General features: G+C 40.7%; 17 protein-coding genes and 1 pseudogene. 5 read left to right on the top strand and 13 right to left on the bottom strand.

Annotation, left to right across the window (positions count from 1 at the left end):
- Nucleotides 1-140 precede the first annotated feature (140 nt).
- A complete protein-coding gene (gene psb35 / locus HUN01_RS25555) occupies nucleotides 141-368 on the top strand; it encodes a photosystem II assembly protein Psb35 (RefSeq protein WP_181928519.1) in 228 nt (75 codons plus the stop codon).
- A gap of 76 nt (nucleotides 369-444) precedes the next feature.
- Here psb35 and HUN01_RS25550 read toward each other — a convergent pair whose 3' ends face one another.
- The 11 genes and pseudogenes from HUN01_RS25550 to HUN01_RS25500 form a co-directional block, all read right to left on the bottom strand.
- Nucleotides 445-867 carry a tellurite resistance TerB family protein gene (locus tag HUN01_RS25550; protein ID WP_181928518.1) on the bottom strand — a complete coding sequence of 141 codons (423 nt, stop codon included), beginning with the start codon at nucleotides 865-867 and terminating at the stop codon, nucleotides 445-447.
- A 57-nt stretch (nucleotides 868-924) separates the two neighbouring features.
- Nucleotides 925-2,343, bottom strand: a complete 1,419-nt coding sequence (locus tag HUN01_RS25545; RefSeq protein WP_181928517.1) for a 16S rRNA (cytosine(967)-C(5))-methyltransferase — start codon at nucleotides 2,341-2,343, stop codon at nucleotides 925-927.
- 79 nt (nucleotides 2,344-2,422) lie between these two features.
- Nucleotides 2,423-3,877 (bottom strand): glycoside hydrolase 100 family protein, encoded by a 1,455-nt coding sequence (locus HUN01_RS25540; protein WP_181932819.1) that lies wholly within the window; start codon nucleotides 3,875-3,877, stop codon nucleotides 2,423-2,425.
- A gap of 556 nt (nucleotides 3,878-4,433) precedes the next feature.
- Entirely contained in the window at nucleotides 4,434-4,592 is a 159-nt protein-coding gene (locus tag HUN01_RS35665; RefSeq protein ID WP_420832743.1) for a hypothetical protein, read from the bottom strand.
- Between the two features lie 269 nt (nucleotides 4,593-4,861).
- Nucleotides 4,862-6,025: an NADH:flavin oxidoreductase/NADH oxidase family protein gene (locus HUN01_RS25525; RefSeq protein ID WP_181928516.1), complete on the bottom strand. Its 1,164-nt coding sequence runs from the start codon at nucleotides 6,023-6,025 to the stop codon at nucleotides 4,862-4,864.
- Between the two features lie 224 nt (nucleotides 6,026-6,249).
- Nucleotides 6,250-7,104: pseudogene (locus HUN01_RS25520) on the bottom strand (hypothetical protein); the annotation flags it as partial.
- The gene (locus HUN01_RS25515; RefSeq protein ID WP_238845627.1) at nucleotides 7,088-7,636 is read right to left on the bottom strand and encodes a PspA/IM30 family protein; all 549 of its coding nucleotides are present in this window, start codon (nucleotides 7,634-7,636) and stop codon (nucleotides 7,088-7,090) included. The gene HUN01_RS25515 and the pseudogene HUN01_RS25520, both read right to left, overlap by 17 nt.
- Before the next feature lie 84 nt (nucleotides 7,637-7,720).
- Nucleotides 7,721-7,921 carry a hypothetical protein gene (locus HUN01_RS35655; protein ID WP_238845625.1) on the bottom strand — a complete coding sequence of 67 codons (201 nt, stop codon included), beginning with the start codon at nucleotides 7,919-7,921 and terminating at the stop codon, nucleotides 7,721-7,723.
- 205 nt (nucleotides 7,922-8,126) lie between these two features.
- Nucleotides 8,127-8,525, bottom strand: coding sequence for a type II toxin-antitoxin system VapC family toxin (locus tag HUN01_RS25510; RefSeq protein ID WP_181928514.1), 399 nt, complete (start codon nucleotides 8,523-8,525; stop codon nucleotides 8,127-8,129).
- 6 nt (nucleotides 8,526-8,531) lie between these two features.
- The gene (locus HUN01_RS25505) at nucleotides 8,532-8,765 is read right to left on the bottom strand and encodes a hypothetical protein (RefSeq protein ID WP_181928513.1); all 234 of its coding nucleotides are present in this window, start codon (nucleotides 8,763-8,765) and stop codon (nucleotides 8,532-8,534) included.
- A gap of 97 nt (nucleotides 8,766-8,862) precedes the next feature.
- Nucleotides 8,863-9,126 carry a type II toxin-antitoxin system HicB family antitoxin gene (locus HUN01_RS25500; RefSeq protein ID WP_238845617.1) on the bottom strand — a complete coding sequence of 88 codons (264 nt, stop codon included), beginning with the start codon at nucleotides 9,124-9,126 and terminating at the stop codon, nucleotides 8,863-8,865.
- 219 nt (nucleotides 9,127-9,345) lie between these two features.
- On the opposite strand from HUN01_RS25500, the gene HUN01_RS25495 reads away from it, so the two are divergent.
- Nucleotides 9,346-11,031: a SulP family inorganic anion transporter gene (locus HUN01_RS25495; protein ID WP_181928512.1), complete on the top strand. Its 1,686-nt coding sequence runs from the start codon at nucleotides 9,346-9,348 to the stop codon at nucleotides 11,029-11,031.
- 236 nt (nucleotides 11,032-11,267) lie between these two features.
- On the opposite strand, the gene HUN01_RS25490 is transcribed toward HUN01_RS25495, so the two are convergent.
- Nucleotides 11,268-11,927 (bottom strand): pentapeptide repeat-containing protein, encoded by a 660-nt coding sequence (locus HUN01_RS25490; protein WP_181932816.1) that lies wholly within the window; start codon nucleotides 11,925-11,927, stop codon nucleotides 11,268-11,270.
- A 268-nt stretch (nucleotides 11,928-12,195) separates the two neighbouring features.
- Nucleotides 12,196-12,867: a cadmium resistance transporter gene (locus HUN01_RS25485; protein WP_181928511.1), complete on the bottom strand. Its 672-nt coding sequence runs from the start codon at nucleotides 12,865-12,867 to the stop codon at nucleotides 12,196-12,198.
- A 577-nt stretch (nucleotides 12,868-13,444) separates the two neighbouring features.
- Between HUN01_RS25485 and HUN01_RS25480 the strand changes: the two genes are divergently transcribed.
- From HUN01_RS25480 to HUN01_RS25470, 3 genes are all read left to right on the top strand, one after another.
- Entirely contained in the window at nucleotides 13,445-13,885 is a 441-nt protein-coding gene (locus HUN01_RS25480; protein ID WP_069074674.1) for a Crp/Fnr family transcriptional regulator, read from the top strand.
- Nucleotides 13,886-14,310: 425 nt separating this feature from the next.
- Nucleotides 14,311-16,404 (top strand): hydantoinase/oxoprolinase family protein, encoded by a 2,094-nt coding sequence (locus HUN01_RS25475; protein ID WP_181928510.1) that lies wholly within the window; start codon nucleotides 14,311-14,313, stop codon nucleotides 16,402-16,404.
- 94 nt (nucleotides 16,405-16,498) lie between these two features.
- Nucleotides 16,499-18,064, top strand: a complete 1,566-nt coding sequence (locus tag HUN01_RS25470) for a hydantoinase B/oxoprolinase family protein (RefSeq protein WP_181928509.1) — start codon at nucleotides 16,499-16,501, stop codon at nucleotides 18,062-18,064.
- Nucleotide 18,065: the final 1 nt, after the last annotated feature.

Below are 18,065 nucleotides of genomic sequence, written 5' to 3'. Positions count from 1 at the left end.
TCTCTGCTCCCCACTCTCTCTCCCTCACCCCTTTTCTCTGCAATATGAAGTTGCTCAAACTAAACTACAGGGGGATGTTAGGTGATACGCTCATTTTATAGTGTGTTAAGTACTGTTACCTAACCTTGGAGAATATACTCATGCATGTATTTATGCAAACGGCAGCACCAGCGATAGATGCTGCCCCTCACTTTCCCTTGGCTTTTACCTTGGTGTATGTCGTTGGTTTTATTGCCGCTGTAACCATTGGTTCAATAGCTTGGTACAACTCAAAACGCCCCGCAGGCTGGGAAAGCAAAGAGCGTCCTGATTTTGTGCCTAAAGTCGATAAAGAAGAAACTCCGGGTGTGGGTAAACCGAAGTCATAATTTAGTCATTAGTTATTAGTCATTAGTCATTAGTCATTAATCATTAATTATTAGACTATGGACTTTTGACTATTATTTAGTTTTGCACTTCAACCCAACGGCGGTAAAGCTTTTGAATTTGTTTGAGAAGTGTAGTGTGAGCCGGTTGAGTAGACTCATTCGGCTTCGCTATATCTTGCAGTTCCGTTAGGAGTCTGGCTTCTTCAACGGCTACTTCGCCATCGCTATAAATTAAGCCACTGATAGCTTCAATCAGATTTTCGCAATCTTCAAGGCTGGGGCGATCGCCTAAATACTCCCGCACCCATTCATAGCATTCTTTTGGCTGTACAGGAACTAATTCGTACAGCCAAGGCTTAATTTCTGGGTCGTTAGCCAAACCTTTTGCTTGAGCTATTTCGCGGAGATATTGCCGTTCTTCTGGCTGGATTCTGCCATCAATCCAGGCTGCTCCAATCAGGATTTTAACTAAGTTTTTCACATTGGAAGGGGTAACCATTGCTGCCTCCTCTGGTAGATTCAGGCCTCCACCAAATGGTACAATCCCAAACAGTATTCACTCGGAATTATTGGTTTTTCTTAAGCGCACCATAAAAAAGCCATCCATGTCCTGTCGATGGGGCCAGACTTTAAACCAACCTTGAGGCGTGCTATGAGCAGAATCAGGTAACTCAACGCCGCTGGGAGACTCAATTTGCCAATCAGGTGACTTAGCTAAAAATGCCGAAATTACTTCTTCATTTTCTGCTGGATGTAATGTACAGGTGGCATAAACTAGTACACCACCAGGTTTGACAAAAGTTGATGTATGTGTTAATAATTCTTTTTGCAGCACAGAAAGTTCTCGGACCGATTCTGGTGTCTGTCGCCAACGCGCATCAGCATGACGGTGCATAGTTCCCAAACCAGAACATGGGGCATCGAGTAATACGCGGTCTGCGGTGTTTTGAAATTGGTTGAAGTGGCGACTGTCGCCAGTGTAAATTTGAATAGATTGTAAATTCAGCCGTTGAGAATTTTCTTGGAGTTTGCGAAGACGAGAAGAAGTGCGATCGCAAGCCCAAATTTTTCCCTTATCTGCCATTAACTCAGCGATGTGGGTTGTTTTCCCCCCTGGTGCAGCACAAACATCAATTACCACTTCACCTGGTTGCGGGTCGAGTAAATGACTTACCAATTGGGCGCTACTATCTTGTACAGTCCACCAACCCTCTGTAAAACCAGGTAGTTTTTGAATTGACCCTGCACTACCAATCAATCGTAAAGCTTGGGGTAAATGAGGAATCCGTCTGACCAAAACGCCAGCAGATTGCAACGCCGCCTCAACTTCCTCGATGGAAGTACAAAGCGGGTTGATACGCAAATCAATTGTTGGTGATTGGTTCATCCATTCACACAGTTGTTCTGTCTCGGAAAAATCCAATTGTTCTAACCAAACTTGAATCATCCAGTCAGGAAAGCTGTGTAAAATACCCAAGCGTTCTACTGGGTTTTCTGGAAGTTGTAACGGATCAGTATGGAGAGATGAGGGGGATAAGGGAGATGAGGAAGTATTTTCTCCCCCTACTCCCCTATCTCCCCCTGCTCCCCCTGCTTTTCTCAAATACTGGCGTAATAGACCGTTGACAAAACCAGTTAGTCCAGAAAAACCGTTTTCTTTAGCGAGTTGGACGGTGGTGTTAACAGCAGCTGAGGCGGGAATACGCTGTTGATAGCGCAGCTGGTATAAGCCCAGATGTAAGATGGTGCGGAGGTCTGGCGGTTGTTGATGAGATTTCTTTTTGGCGAGTTGATCGATTACAGTATCAAGAGTGCGCTGCCTTCTGACACTCCCATAAACCAATTCTGTCAACAAGCGGCGATCGTTATCAGGCAAATTAACTTTTTGCAGTACTCTATCTAGGGCAACATCAGCATAAGCCCCCTTGTGAACATCTCGCAGAGCGATAAAAGCTAGTTGACGGGGGTTTGTCATGGAAATATGATTCAGGAGTCAGAAGGCTTTTGTATTCTAACTCCTAACTCTTGTACAGACGCGATTAATCGCGTCTCTCCTATCGAGGAATATATGGGTCTACGCTGGCAATTTCAAACTCACACGCTCTAGAAACCTGTTCTGCTGGTAATTTACCAAAGCTGATTAATGGTAAATATGTGGGGTTTGCCATCAGTTCTTTTGCCAATAAGAACCCAGTAATTGTCCAAGTTTGATATTTCCGAGCTTGTTTGCCAATCAGTCGCCCTTTCTTCCCATCGTAATATTCTGGCCATTCATCTGTACTGAGGCGTCCTTGGGCAATTTCAATCGCCTTTTGTGCAAGACTTGTTCTATTAGTTTTCACCGCCGCCGCTGCCAACATCCACATTAAAACTGGCCAACTACCAGCATTATGATACGACCAGGGGATATTTTTGGGGTCACATCCAGTTACAATTCTGTATTCTTCATGTTCCAAAGCTGGGAAACAGATTTTCATTGGCATATCTCCCACCAAATCATCCCATCGTTCCTCAATGAGAGTCATAATCGCTTGTGACTGTTCTTCGGTGGCTAAGTCGGAAATAATTGCCATTAAGTTTCCGAGTGAAAAGAAGCGAGTATCTAGCTGCGACGGGCCAACATTACCTGCTAGATAACCACCTTTTTTCGGCAGCCATTTATCTAATTCATAATAGGGAACAGAATCTACATATATATTGAACAGATTAACAGCAGCCTTACCATATTCTTCACTTTTGAAGCGATAAATTGCATTCAGGCGATTAATATCTATCCAATAATGCTGGCGAATATGAGCGCATAAAAGAGGTAAACGGTTATCAATGGCTTCAACAATATCAGAATTACCTTGACAAATTAGTAGTTCACGAGATGCACGCAATGCCGTGTAAAAGAGAACTTGTAGTTCTAAAGGATGACCATAAATGCCCATACGACGGTCAATCATACAAGCACCATCTGGAACCAACAGCGTTGGGTACATATCAAAACGATTTGCCAAGCAGATTTCCATGATTAACCTGATACCATTTTGGAATTCAGGTTGATAGGCTAGAGAAAAATCATCTGTGGCGACAATATAAGCACGCAATAAAATAATCCACCATAGGCAAGAATCTACGGGAGTAACTCTAGCGATCGCATGTTCACCAAAGTCTGCTTCTAAATATTCTTGTCCATTTTCTGATACAACTTTAAAGCTAGCTGGGATTAATCCTCGTCCTGGCTTATAGGCATCTAATGCCTTTTCTTTAGGCTGTAACTTTAAGGTTTCTTCTAAGAAATTACGAACAATATCTGTTCTACCTTTGATTAGAAAAATTAGAGCGGAAGAAACAAAATCCCGGACAAAGCACTGATCGTAATTGAGGGCCTCTACAGAGGCATCATAAGCTGCTACTGTCCCAACGGGGCGTCCCTGATAGTAGAGAATTGATTTTTCTAGTGCTAGCCAAGCTTCTTCCACTTCTTGTAAATTTTCAGTAGTTTCTAATTCGTTTAGGTGCATCGCCAGAATAACTCCATTGGGATTGTGAATTTGTGGTAGATGCGTCTTCATTTATTATTTTGCTATTCTCAGCATAACAAAAACAATTCTTTGAATAGCAAATATAATTTGGCAAAATAATCATCAACTAATAACGAATAAATATGCTGAGATTTATGCAACTTTATTGTTAGTTAGTTTGCAGATAATCTATTACTTTTTTGGTGCATTATAGTTGTTGTTCTCCACCACAAGTAGTAACATGATTCCTAAAAACAGTCACACAAGATATATTTTTAGATTATTTATTGTTCCGTTGTATGCCCGGAATCTTTGCTTTACCAAACAAAAACATATCTTCAGTGCTGTTTAGGGTTTGTGTGAAGTTAAAACTGGTTGCAGTATATTTACCTGAGCAAGATTAGTTTTTGACACGAAGAAGTCATATTATTCCCCTATAACCTAATAATTTATAACCTTTTGTCAAAATATGCAATATGAATGCTCAAAAAATTTAATATGTCAATACTTCTCAAGAGTTAAATATATTACCCTACTGATAGATGACATGGGGTATTCATGGGAGTACACTCAAAAAAATCCAGCCAACAGAACGATCGCCAATGCTAAGAAAGCGATCGATAATCCGAGTTAGATTCTGTTGCGGAATACCAGTACCAGTATTTTGAATCTGAATCACAGCATAATGGTCACTACGGTATAAGCAATCAGTCACCTTTCCTGTTTGTGGTGTGTATTGAATTGCATTGATAATTAAGTTAACAGAGAAGCGATGCTCATTACTGTTCTCCCAAAGCAGCTTTAAAAACTTGTTCAGCAGTCAGATTTAGCTCTCTGAAAGTTGGCGATTGAATTTGGTCATTACCACGAAACTGAGTTTTCAAGACGCGATAAATCGCCGTCTCTACAAGTGTTTTGGTCTTATCTGAACTGTATTAATCTATAAACTGATATTGTTGGTTGTTTATTTAACTGTATATACTTTTATGCTGACTTGTCTTCTGCTGCTAATTGATGAATTTGTTGTGTATACCAAATAATCTCAAGCATTCCTTGTTGATCTAGATCATTAGTCTGTGCTATTTGGGGTTGTAGCGTAATACCGCTAGTTCGATTTGTCAGAAGTTCAATCGGCAAGTTTGGTGCAATTGCAAGCGGTCGTGCTAAACCGATAACATCTACGCTTCCTTCCTCAATTGCTTGTGCCATAGCATCGGCTGAACGAAAACCACCAGTTAACATAATTGGTAGAGAAATTGAGGAGCGAACTTTCCGGACATATTCTAAAAAATAAGCTTCGCGTTGGCGTGTACTTTCTTTTTGAGCAATATCTGTCTGTCCCATCATCGCCAGCTTTTCATAAGTTCCACCGGAGATTTCTATCAAGTCAACACCAACTTGTTCTAAAACTTGGACAACATTAATAGATTCTTCTTCAGTAAAACCACCTCGTTGAAAATCAGCGGAGTTGAGTTTGACACTAATCGGAAAATCTTGACCAAGAGAATTACGTATTCCTTGATATACTTCTAAGAGGAAACGCATTCGCTTTTCAGGTGTTCCTCCCCAGTCATCATGACGTTGATTAGAAAGCGGCGATAAAAATTGGTTAATTAGATATCCATGAGCAGCATGGATTTGTACACCAGTAAAACCAGCTTTTTTTGCAATTTTTGCTGTATAGATGTGACGTTCGATTAGATGTTTAATTTCTGCTTCAGTTAATGCTCTGGGTTGAGCGAATTCTTTTTCAGAAAGTTGTAGTGGAATTGATGATGGTGCTACAGGCTGTGGTGATAAATAAATTGGTGATTGCCGTCCTGGATGATTAATCTGCATCCATATATGACCACCTTGTGCAATGCTTGCAACTGCCCATTCTTGGAGAAGTGGCAGATCCCGTTCATCTTCAATTACAACATCGCGTGGTAAAACCAAAGCTGTCCGAGCAATCATGACATTACCGGTAATCATCAAACCGGCTCCTCCTAATGCCCACCGCTTATACAAGCGGATAATTTCTTTTGTGGGGCTGTTTTGATCGTCAGCTAACTGTTCGTTCATGGCAGCTTTAGCTATCCGATTTGGCAATTCTGCCCCACAGGCTAGTTTTAAAGGTCGGTTAAGGATGGTAATATTGTTATTCATATTTTGACTAGTATCAATAAACCGCTAACATAAACGACTGCAATTGAGGGCGCTTGTTTAAGTCTCGCGCGATCGCAATTCTCACACCACTATATCGGCTAGTCGTAACAAAGGATGTAAGGCAACTTATTTATCAAAATTAATATATTTGTGAGCATTTAAATGCTCCTGGAATTCTTTATAAGCTCGATTAATTGCTTGCATCGAAGTTTTTGCGATCGCAGCTTTCCATCAGGGCTGATAGCAACAGATAAAACTGCTTCTGCTTGTCCAGAGAAGGTGTAAAGCCATTTTCCGGTTTTCAAGTTCCACAAATTAACTTGTCTGTCATCACTGCCACTGATTAAGGTAGTACCATCAGGACTGATTGCGATCGCATTCACTGCCGCTAAGTGACTCTTGAGTGTGCGTACACATCTCCAAGTTTCAGGTAGCTGGGTTGTCGGAGATATTTTTTCCGGTTCAATATTGGGAGTAGAAGGTTTAGGTGTAGCAAATTCTGATTTTTTCTTGAATTTAGCTTTAAGCGTTTGTAACTCATCCTCGACTTCCAAACCAGCAAATTTTTGGTTGAGATCGTCACCAGATAAAAATGCTTCTAATTCCATCACTGCTTCGGAATAGTAGCCCATCTGCAAAACTTTCTCTTCCATCCGCTCAAAAAGCTGTGCTGGAGTTTCGCTAATTCCCGATTCGTCTAACAGTTTGGCAATACCATAGGCGGCGAGTCCGACTACTGCACCAATTCCTGCCATTGGTACTGCACCAATCCCAAATGCCAGCCCTACTTTAGGTGCGACTAAACCCATACCACCGACGACGCTATAAATACCAGCACCGCCAACTGCACCAATTCCCATTGTAGCGATCGCAGCAGCATCTCCTTCTGCTATGGCTTTAAAAGCGCCATAAGTAGCAGCACCAGCCACAGCGCTAGCAGACACTACAGGAGTTGCACCAATTCCAACAGCGCCAAATCCGCCGGCTAGCCCCATACCGCCTACTGTTGCGGAAACACCAACACCTGTTATGGTTCCACCTGCAATAAATGCTGCACCTGTTTTAGAGCTTTGTATCATTGCCTAATGTTTTCTTGAAATTTTCTAGAGTCATCAGATTTTGTTTGAGTACAGCTACTATTGCTTCCTGCTGTTGAAGCTGAGTTTGAAGAGTCAGCGCAATTTTGTTTTGAACTTTTTTCTTGAGTACAGCTTTAATAGCTAAATTGTCATCATTATTTTTCAGAGCTATATGAGCATATTTATTCCACAATTTAACTTCTTCTTGAGCTTGTTCATAATTTTTATGAATGCATTCTTTATTTATAACAGCAGTCTTAAGAGCTTCTTGTGTCTCATGAATCGCCTCTAGTAAAAGCACGTTACTGTCTTTTTGGGCTTTAGTTTGCTCTTGAGGTTTAGGTGGTAGCATTAATGCTTTAAGTTGCTCTAATTCATCATCAATAGATACATCAACATTTTTATATTCAACCGATATATCAACATCTTTATATTCAAAGCTGATGAATGTTGGTGAAACCTCACTGGTGTTAGGCTTACTGCATAATACTTCATTCTGTGCTTCTGAAACCTTTTGCTCCCAAGATTTCAAACTACTTTTAATTGCGTCTACTTGTGGTTGTTGCTCCCCTACAAGTTTTTTTAGTCTACTAGCAATTACTTGGTATCGTTCCTTTTAAAATTTTGCTTGACGAATTAAATCCTGATTACTTCCTTTCAAAGCAAGTTGATATTCTTGTTCCCATTTATCAGCTTCGGCTTGAGCTTTCGCATAGTCTCGTTGAGCAATTTCTTGGGCTACTCTGGAGTGGCTTGCTCCTTCGCGTAACTTTCGTAGCGCATCCTGTGGTGATTGATTTTGGTCATAAAGTCCCATAAATTTATCTGAGTAGGCTTATTACCCAGAGCCTAGACTAATTAATACTGTTGCGTCCTCGTAAAAATTACTTAAGCCTTGACTTTTGCTTTTAATGTTAATTCAGGAAAGTCTCAGTACAATATTTCATTAATTCCTAGCAAAATAAATTAGACAAAGCTCCGCGTTACTCTGCGTTTAAAAACATAACGATTTTACGCACTCATTACCAAATAATCGAAACTAGTCCTGATGCAGTTATATTTGAATCACAAGTTAATAGTTGTACTTCATTACCTTTACTTGCTAAAACTAGTGCAGTCGCAGTAATTTGCCTATCGTGCATTTCATTAATAGCAGATAAGCTCATAGTTATTTTAATTACATCTTTGTCAAGTGGATAAATTACCACACGCGGATCAGTTTCAACTACTGAAAGTAAATTCTTGGCAGAAGGGATAGATGTTCTTTCTCTCTCAACAATCCAAACAGCTTCGGCTAATGTTGTAGCTGGTATAACTAACTGGGAATCAGGATTAGAAAGAATAGCATTGGCATTCGCACCTAATCGCGAATTTCCTTCAATAAACCAGATAAGAGCATGAGTATCAATCACGTACTTCATAATTACCTATGACCAGTCTAAGCCGTCTTCGGTATCTCCATGAAATTCAGTAATTTTGAAATCGTTTTCTGTTGATTGTTTATTTCCAGAAAACATACCAAACCGCATTATCTGCTTTTGGATTGGAGCCTGTTTGGGTTCTAAAAAAGTTACAATGACACGGCTTTCTGATACATCAGATGGTAATTCTGAAAGTTGTATATTACCGTTCCTATACACTCCTTCAATGGATTGCAACATTGGTATTTACCAAATTTGTACTCATATAAATTATAAAGTTAATACTAAAAATAGGCTTATTTGTTTAAAAACATCAAATTTTTGGGCTGTACTGGCGCTAGCTGCTGTGCGTTACTTCCTCATATTCGAGCTTATCTGCCAAAACACGCAGTGCTAATGCTTGAACTCTAGCAACTGCTTCTTCTTTTGTCTGCCCATAAGCTAGTACACCAGGAAAATCAATCACTTCAGCCAGAAAGCGTCCATCCTCTTCTTGTTCAATCTCTATCGTGAAGTTCATAGCCAGCGAAGATAATGAAGATATTCTAGTACAAGCAATTCCTGGATAAAACAAAAAAGCCAGAGCTATCAAATCTACCATCTGTCGGCCTGCTAAAGAACTCTGTAGCGATCGCCAACTTTTATATACACGCCATGTCTAGTATGTCAAGCAAGCCTCCACTTTTATCAAATAGGCGAACTTGAACAAAACGCACACGCCATCACGCAATCTCGACAATCCCAATGAACTCTACCGAAAATATGGAATAACATTTGGGTGTGCTTCAAGAAATTGTGTACAAGAGTTGAAAATGACGATATGGCAACATCTAATATCCTCAAAGAACCATTGCTTTTGCGCTTGAGTCGCTTGTTTGGTGGACTGCGTGGCGATTTCACGGGAGGACTAACAGCAGCAGTGGTGGCATTACCTTTGGCTTTAGCCTTTGCGGTAGCCAGTGGTGTAGAACCAAAAGCGGGACTTTACACCGCGATTGTGGCGGGAATTGTCGCAGCAATTTTTGGTGGTTCCTCAGTACAGATTACAGGGCCAACAGGTGCAATGGCTGTGGTTTTGGTGGGAATTGTCGCCAAGTACGGGCTTGAGAAAGTTTGGATTGCTGGGGTGATGGCTGGAATTATCCAAATTGCCTTGGGGGTTGCCAAACTTGGACAGTTAGTAAAGTTTATTCCTTATCCGGTGACGGCAGGTTTTACTAATGGTATTGCCGTGATTATTTTTTGTGGTCAGTTAAATAATTTCTTTGGTTTAAAATTACCACGTAGCGAACATTTTTTGCCGGGACTTTGGCAAAGTCTAAGTCATGTAGAAGCTTTAAACTGGGCGGCTGTTGGCTTGGCAGTTGTGGTGATTGCAACCAATCTTTTGTGGCCCAGGATTAATACGACAATACCAGGTTCTTTGGTAGGGCTGGTGTTAGCAACTGCGATCGCATCTTCTTTCCATTTGAATGTACCAACAATTGGCACCATTCCTCAATCTTTACCGATGCCTCAAGGTATTCCCCACTGGAATGATTTTAGTGTGATTCGGGAACTAATTAATCCGGCTTTGGCTTTAGCTGCACTGGGAAGTATTGAATCGTTGCTATCGGCGGTAGTAGCTGATGGTATGACTGTCAGCGAGAAACATAATAGCGATCGCGAATTAATTGGTCAAGGTTTAGCTAATATGATTGTGCCATTTTTTGGGGGCATACCCGCTACAGGTGCGATCGCTCGGACTGCTGTCAATGTCCGTTCTGGCGGTAAAACCCGACTATCTGGGGTAATTCACGGTCTTGCCTTAGCCATCATCGTTTTAACTTTAGCACCCCTAGCAGCACAGATTCCTTTAGCAGCGCTTGCTGGGATTCTGATGGTGGTTAGCTTGCGGATGATTGAGTGGGAAGCCATTGGTTTATTGATGCGTGCTACCTACTCCGACTTTGCTGTGATGATTCTTACCTGGCTAGTGACAATCTTGTTTGACTTAGTTCTCGCTGTCGAAGTGGGATTGATTGCAGCTGGAGCGTTATTCATCAAACGGATGAGCGATTTAAGCTTAGTTAAAATACCTGAAACCGAAGTATTTCCTCCTGGTACTCCTCTGGAATTAGGTAAGGAAATTGCCGTTTATCGGGTAGATGGCCCCGTATTTTTTGGTGCTGCTGAACGATTTGCTACCTTCCTCCGCGATGAACCGGAAGTAAAGTATTTAATTCTCCGATTGCGATTTGTGCCAAATATGGACACAACTGGGTTAGTAGCCTTAGAGGATATTTATCATGACTTGGAACGGCACAATTGCCGCTTAATTCTCACAGGGTTACAACCCGAAGTCCAACAATTACTAGAACGTACAGGATTGTTAAAAACAATTGGGTTATCAAATTGTTTTGAAACAACCACAGATGCGATTTGCTCTATCTCTCCTCAGATTGCATGTTCTCAACCTGTAGCAACTGATTTGAAAACAAAAGAATTGATGGAATTAAATGACTGATACAGTTCAGATAAGACCAAAACACTTGTAGAGACGGCGATTTATCGCGTCTTGAAAACCCGCAATTTTGTACTATTAGCCCTTAACTGAACCGTATTGCTCTCAAGACACGATAAATCGCGTCTCTACATGAGCGATCGCCGCGAGCCTTTAAATATTAAAATAAAGCCTGTATTCATTATTGAATCAGGCTTTTGAGGGCTTTTATTCAATTTGTACGGACAACTTCTGTTTAATTACTGAATAGCAAATCCTTCTGGTCTGATAGCATCTTCCAAATCAACGCCCATCAGATTAGCTCCCTGGATGTTTGCATTTGTCAGATTTGTATTTTCCAAGTCTGCGTTTTGTAGGTTAGCGGTTTGCAGGTTAGCTCCCAGGAGGTTGGCTTTCTCTAGGTCTGCATCAAATAGGTTCGCTCCCACTAAGTTTGCTCCCAAAAGGTTTACCTTGCCTAAATCTGCTCCTTGAAAGTTAGCCCCTTGTAAGTTTGTTTGCTGTAAGTTAGCTCTTTCTAAGTCTGCATTTTGTAAGTTAGCACCTTCTAAGTTTGCCGCTTGCAGGTTTGCATCCTTTAACATTGCTCCAGTCAGATTACAGCCGACACATTCATTGGTTTGTAATAAATGTCTAACGTTATCTGCTACAGAGACTATTGGGGATAGGACTGGTGCTGTCACAGGCTCCATTGGCGATACAACCGGAGATATGACTGGTGCTGTTACAGGCTCCATTAGTGATTCAACTGGAGCTAGTTCAGATTCCGTAGGTATGGATGGTGTTAGTGTTTGCGCTCTAGCGCTGGGCTGGATAAGCAGAGTAAATCCCGCGACAACTACCAGAAACACTGCTTTTACGAGCCACTGAGTTAATTTTTTAGAGTTTGATTGATTCATCATTAGTTCCTTCATAATCTGATTCCTATTGGTGGGCTTGCTTTTATAAGAGCCATCGATAATGTGCTTTATTCTCACTTTAGATAACTTGATTGATAAGAGCAAATATTATTGTTATTCATATTGATAAATTCAAGTGATTAATAAATTTTTTTGGATGGGAAGCGATCGCTGAATTTTTTTGCTGATATCAGGGACATAGCACCCATCAAGAATTGCGCGTGGAGCATCCACTAGAGGCATAGTTTACCGCCGCATCGCCTCATACTTAGTTGCCAAGCATTGCCAAACTAGGTAAAAGTCGATATGTTTCACTTTTAATCAAGATAGAGAGTCCCAAGTAAATCAAGACAAAGGGGAAGATTTTCCGACCATAACGAGTTAAAACGGGTGTCATCAGAGGATTACGAGTCAGGTTGTAAGAGAGTAAGCACCACGTACCAACAGTGAAATAGCAAACACAGACAATTACACCCAAACTTGGAAGATTGCTGCTAGCAAACAACGGTACATAGATTCCAATGTTGTTTCCTCCATTGGCAATGGTGACAGCCGAAACGCGGTAGGTTTGAGGATCGCGGATGGTTGCGAATAGTGATTTCTTCTGGCGTTCAGATTTGCTAGGAGTTAAGTCAACTGACACAGCTTGCACTGTCTCTTCTTCGTCTTCTCGACTGATGAAATTACTGATACCGATGGCAATAGGAAGCAAACCTAGCAAACCAATCCAGGTGCTAGGAATAATTAGACCGCCGAAGAAACCAGGGAGACTAGCACATACTAAGGTAGTGAATCCCAGAAATTCACCGAGAACAATATGCTTAGGACGAAAGCTGCGATTGACTTTTCCGAAGAAGGCCGTTAAGTATAAATTGTCGTCAAAAGTGGTTGCAAAGGCGACAGAGATTCCAATAATTAATGTACTAATTAGCCAACTCATAATTGTTGCTCACGATAATTCAATGCTGTTTGTCTTACTCTGCTTCTCAATGTGAATGCAGTTCAGGAGATTTTCTGACTGTTTTACCTAACGACAACCAATCGAGGTTCGCTAGTAATCAGTCAATTTTCCAACTTGTAGGATTTTTGGAGGCGATGCCTATAGCGCTAAACTATGCCTCTAATCAAATTGGTGATTTTTTTCTCAGCAAGGTACCTTGGGAGCTAATGAACTCAATATTATGGCTTTTAGCCAAATAAGAGCAAATACTCTTGTTTTTTAAAACGATAAATAAAAGTGATTAACAAATTGACTATATGTTTTGGGCTTTCTACATGACAACTAAACCGCATAGGAGAGAGTAGCAGTTCGTCATACCTAATACTGAGTTAGTATCTGAGAAGTTTAAGAGCGTAGTTTACCGCCGTAGGCATCGCTCCTATTGAAGAGAACTCTTTTCAGATGCTAAAGCCTGGGATATTCTTGGCAGCTAGCATTCAACATCGGTTAATATGACTAATCGCCCTCTAACTTCAGTTTTAAGATGTTCAGTAATGTTGGATTTTAACTTGTAATTATGTTAACCAGTGTTGACCGTTTATTATTTGTCCGGCGAGTCCCCATTTTTAAGGAATTGCGGGATGATTTTATTGTGCGGCTCACTTCAGTGATGAACGAATTGTCATTTCCAGCTAATTACACCATCTTTCGACAGGGAGAAGAAGGGCGATCGCTCTATATTGTCGTGTCAGGTCGGGTTAAAGTTCACATTGGGAATAAACAATTGGCAGAGGTGGAACAGGGAAAATACTTCGGGGAGATGGCAGTATTTGATACTCAACCTCGTTCCGCCACCGCAACGACTCTGGAACCTTGTGAATTTTTAGAACTGACGCAAGAGCAGCTGTATGATGCGATCGAAGAAACTCCCGAAATTGCAGTGAATATCATTCGTGAATTATCCCGTCTGATTCGCAGATTAAATGATGATATGAATGTGACCTCTTTGCGGAGTTAATAATCAACGAAAATCGGCGGTAATCCCATCATTTCAAGGGGTAGAAGGTATAGCAACCCGCCCATTTAGTCATTAGTCATTTGGTACTAATGATATAGCGGTTCCCAATTGCATGAAATACAGACCTAACCCCCAGCTCCTTTCCTTCAAGGAAAGGGGAGTAAGATTCAAAGCCTCTCTCCTAAAAGGAGAGAGGTTTGGAGAGAGGTCAAAACTGTACTGCACCCAAGCGAAATTAAAAATTAAAAATTAAAACAGCGTAAGGGTTTTGTTGATTGGGAATGGGTGGTTTATTTACGCTGTGCTGTACTAGAGATTGTAGACTGGGAAGATAATTCTGAACTCTGTATTTTTCTTTAACAAACTTTCAAGCAATATTGCTGGCTATTGTTATGCTACCTCTATAGTGTCGAGTAAACATAGTAATGTTGAAAGTTTTTGCTGACCGTGGTGGAACATTCACAGATATTGTTGCTGTTACTAATAATCAAGCAATTATAGATGGACTCTCAAAACATCCTAAACGTTTTTTAATTGTCCCTTTGTCTAATCATCAATGGATAATAGTCTACAAACTACTTTCAGAAAATCCTGAACAATACCAAGATGCAGCCATCCAAGGTATTCGGGATATCATAGGTATTACGAACAACGAACCCATTCCTACAGAAGCGATAGAAGTGCTAAAAATGGGGACAACTGTAGCAACAAATGCGCTATTAGAAAGGAAAGGCGATCGCGTCGTTCTTCTCATCACTAAAGGGTTTAAAGATGCGCTGCGAATTGGCTACCAAAATCGTCCTAATATCTTTGCTCGCCATATCGTTTTACCAACCATGCTTTATGAGCAGGTGATTGAGATAGATGAACGCTATGATGCCAAAGGAAATGAATTAATACCGATAAATATTGAACAAGTCAAAAGTGACTTACAAGCAGTTTACCACACAGGAATTCGGAGTGGTGCGATTGTTTTTATGCACAGCGATCGCTATCCCAATCATGAACAACAAATAGCCCAGCTTGCCCAAGAAATTGGCTTTACGCAGATATCCGTATCCCATCAAGTTAGTCCCTTAATGAAGTTGGTTAGCCGAGGAGATACAACAGTAGTCGATGCTTATTTAACTCCTATTCTGCGGCGCTACGTCAACCAAGTAGCGAGTCAGTTACCCGAAGTCAAATTAATGTTCATGAAATCTGATGGCGGTTTAGTTGCAGCCGAACAATTTCAAGGTAAAGATAGTATTTTAAGTGGCCCGGCTGGCGGTATTGTTGGCGCAGTCCAAACTAGTAAAAGAGCAGGTTTCGAGTTAGTTATTACCTTTGATATGGGTGGAACCAGTACAGATGTTGCCCACTTTAAAGGAGAGTATGAACGACAACTAGATTCGGAAATTGCTGGGGCGCGGATGCGAGTTCCTGTATTAGCAATTAATACTATTGCTGCTGGCGGTGGTTCAGTTCTCTTTTTTGATGGTTCTAGTTATCGTGTTGGGCCTAAATCTGCTGGATCAAATCCTGGGCCTGCTTGTTATCGGCGTGGTGGGCCATTAGCGGTTACTGATGCCAATGTGATGTTAGGTAAAATCCACCCACAATATTTTCCCTCAGTTTTTGGAATTGATGGAAATTCACCTTTAGATAAAGATACTGTCATTCAGCAATTTACACAATTAGCCCAAGATATTCAAGCCATTACATTAAATCATTCTACTCCCGAAGAAGTAGCCGCTGGATTTATTGCGATCGCAGTGGAAAATATGGCGAATGCAATAAAAAAAATCAGTCTGCAACGGGGTTATGATGTTACCCAATATGTGCTTTGTTGTTTTGGCGGTGCAGGTGGGCAGGTTGCTTGTTTAATTGCCGATACCTTGGGAATGAAAACAATATTTTTACATCCTTATGCTGGCGTTCTCTCTGCTTATGGCATGGGATTAGCGGATGTGCGGGCAATTAGAGAAGGAGGAGTTGAACAACCTTTAAGCCAAGGATTAATACCTCAGTTACAGCAGTTAATGGAATATTTAGAAACTCAAGCTAGAAGTGAAATAGATGAGGCACTGAGTCAAGTAGAAATAGTCAGAAAAATTAACTTAAAATATGAGGGAACTAACTCTCCCATGAGCGTTAATTTTGCCGATAATGTGGTAATGATGCGACAAGAGTTTGAAACTGAACATCAATCTCGCTATGGTTTTATTCAATTAGAGAAAAGCTTAATTGTCGAATCTGCTTCAGTGGAAGTAATTCAGAAAATGGATACCCCCGAAGAAGCATTAATTACTCGTACCCGTTTTCTAGATGAAGCCCCCGTATGTGTTGAGACAGTTAGAATGTTTAGTCATAACAAATGGCATGATACACCTATTTATCGACGGGAAGATTTGCAACCAGAAGATAGTATTAATGGCCCTGCGATCATCGTTGAAAAAATTGGCACAATTGTAGTTGAACCTAACTGGAACGCCAGATTAACTGAACGTAATCATCTGATTTTAAAGCGTAAAGGTTGATGAATCTATCAGGTTTAATCTGTATTTGCAGGAGAATCAATATTAGTTATCTTTGTTACACATTTGCACTTTTTTTTAGAAAAAGGAATCAAAAATGCACATAAAATCTCAACCAGATCCAATCCGTTTAGAAATATTCAAAAATCTCTATCAATTTATCGCCGAACAAATGGGAATTGTGTTACAAAATACAGCCACATCAGTGAATATCAAAGAAAGGCTAGATTTCTCCTGCGCTATTTTTGACTCATCAGGATTATTAGTAGCAAATGCCCCTCATATTCCTGTACATTTAGGCTCAATGAGTGAAAGTGTCCGTAGTTTAATTAATGATAAAGGCGACACAATAAAACCGGGAAATGTCTATCTATCTAATAACCCCTATAACGGCGGAACCCACCTTCCTGATGTCACTACAATTACCCCAGTTTTTTTGGAAAGTAGTGAAAATAATCCATGCTTCACTCCCCTCTTTTTTGTCGCTTCTCGTGGACACCAAGCCGATATTGGTGGAATTGCTCCTGGTTCAATGCCTCCCAACAGTACCACAGTAGAAGAAGAAGGAATTCTCTTTGATAATTTCCTTTTGGTTGAAGAGGGAAATTTTCGAGAAAATGCAGTAAAACAGCACCTCTCAAATCATACTTATCCGGCTCGTAACCCTGACCAAAATATAGCTGATTTCAAAGCACAAATTGCCGCAAATGAAAGAGGAGTTCAAGAACTTCGTAAAATGGTTTCACAATATGAGCTTGATACTGTTCAGGCTTATATGAAATTTGTGCAAGCTAATGCTGAGGAGTCTGTTAGACGTGCGATCGCAGTTCTCAAGGATGGCTCATTTACTTATAAAATGGATGATGGAGCGCAAATTCAAGTTAAAGTAACGATTTACCCAGAAAATCGCAGTGCTACCATTGATTTTACTGGAACTTCTCTACAACTAAATAGTAATTTTAATGCTCCTAAAGCTGTAACTCAAGCAGCAGTCTTATATGTCTTCCGTACTTTAGTTGATGATAATATTCCTCTCAATGCTGGGTGTCTTAATCCTCTAGAAATTATTATCCCGGTTGGCTGTATGCTCAACCCAACCTATCCCGCAGCAGTAGTAGCAGGTAATGTAGAAACTTCTCAAACCATTGTCGATGCTTTATATGGTGCTTTGGGTGTCATGGCTGCTTCTCAAGGAACGATGAATAATTTTACTTTTGGTAATGAGCAATATCAATATTATGAAACTATCTGCGGCGGCTCTGGAGCGGGGATTAATTTTGACGGAACTGATGGTGTTCATTCCCACATGACGAACTCCCGCTTGACCGATCCAGAAGTCTTAGAAACCCGTTATCCTGTTCTTTTAGAAAGCTTTAGTCTTCGTCCTGATAGCGGTGGTAAAGGAAAATATTCGGGTGGTAATGGAGTTGTTCGCCGCATTCGATTTCTAGAACAGATTACAGCTAATATTCTCTCTGGGCATCGGCTGATTCCTCCCTTTGGATTAAATGGTGGGGAAGCAGGAAAAGTAGGATGCAACTGGATACAACGTCAGAATGGAATCGAAGAAAATTTAGACAGCACAGCAACAGTAGAGATGAAAACTGGAGATGTTTTTATAATAGAAACTCCTGGCGGCGGTGGATTTGGTCAAATCTCTTAAT

The sequence above is a fragment of the Nostoc edaphicum CCNP1411 genome (assembly GCF_014023275.1).
Taxonomy (GTDB): domain Bacteria; phylum Cyanobacteriota; class Cyanobacteriia; order Cyanobacteriales; family Nostocaceae; genus Nostoc; species Nostoc edaphicum_A.
Note: the sequence above shows the minus strand (reverse complement) of the source record. Positions and strands in the feature narration are given on the sequence as shown.

Bases quoted from the DNA above. Each gene is read 5' to 3' on its own strand.
- HUN01_RS35655 (WP_238845625.1), bottom strand. From the start codon at position 7,921: ATGGGACTTTATGACCAAAATCAATCACCACAGGATGCGCTACGAAAG.
- HUN01_RS25550 (WP_181928518.1), bottom strand. From the start codon at position 867: ATGGTTACCCCTTCCAATGTGAAAAACTTAGTTAAAATCCTGATTGGA.
- HUN01_RS25495 (WP_181928512.1), top strand. From the start codon at position 9,346: ATGGCAACATCTAATATCCTCAAAGAACCATTGCTTTTGCGCTTGAGT.
- HUN01_RS25485 (WP_181928511.1), bottom strand. From the start codon at position 12,867: ATGAGTTGGCTAATTAGTACATTAATTATTGGAATCTCTGTCGCCTTT.
- HUN01_RS25525 (WP_181928516.1), bottom strand. From the start codon at position 6,025: ATGAATAACAATATTACCATCCTTAACCGACCTTTAAAACTAGCCTGT.
- HUN01_RS25505 (WP_181928513.1), bottom strand. From the start codon at position 8,765: ATGTTGCAATCCATTGAAGGAGTGTATAGGAACGGTAATATACAACTT.
- HUN01_RS25540 (WP_181932819.1), bottom strand. From the start codon at position 3,877: ATGCACCTAAACGAATTAGAAACTACTGAAAATTTACAAGAAGTGGAA.
- psb35 (WP_181928519.1), top strand. From the start codon at position 141: ATGCATGTATTTATGCAAACGGCAGCACCAGCGATAGATGCTGCCCCT.
- HUN01_RS25510 (WP_181928514.1), bottom strand. From the start codon at position 8,525: ATGAAGTACGTGATTGATACTCATGCTCTTATCTGGTTTATTGAAGGA.
- HUN01_RS25470 (WP_181928509.1), top strand. From the start codon at position 16,499: ATGCACATAAAATCTCAACCAGATCCAATCCGTTTAGAAATATTCAAA.
- HUN01_RS25500 (WP_238845617.1), bottom strand. From the start codon at position 9,126: ATGGTAGATTTGATAGCTCTGGCTTTTTTGTTTTATCCAGGAATTGCT.
- HUN01_RS25545 (WP_181928517.1), bottom strand. From the start codon at position 2,343: ATGACAAACCCCCGTCAACTAGCTTTTATCGCTCTGCGAGATGTTCAC.
- HUN01_RS25480 (WP_069074674.1), top strand. From the start codon at position 13,445: ATGTTAACCAGTGTTGACCGTTTATTATTTGTCCGGCGAGTCCCCATT.
- HUN01_RS25490 (WP_181932816.1), bottom strand. From the start codon at position 11,927: ATGAATCAATCAAACTCTAAAAAATTAACTCAGTGGCTCGTAAAAGCA.
- HUN01_RS25475 (WP_181928510.1), top strand. From the start codon at position 14,311: ATGTTGAAAGTTTTTGCTGACCGTGGTGGAACATTCACAGATATTGTT.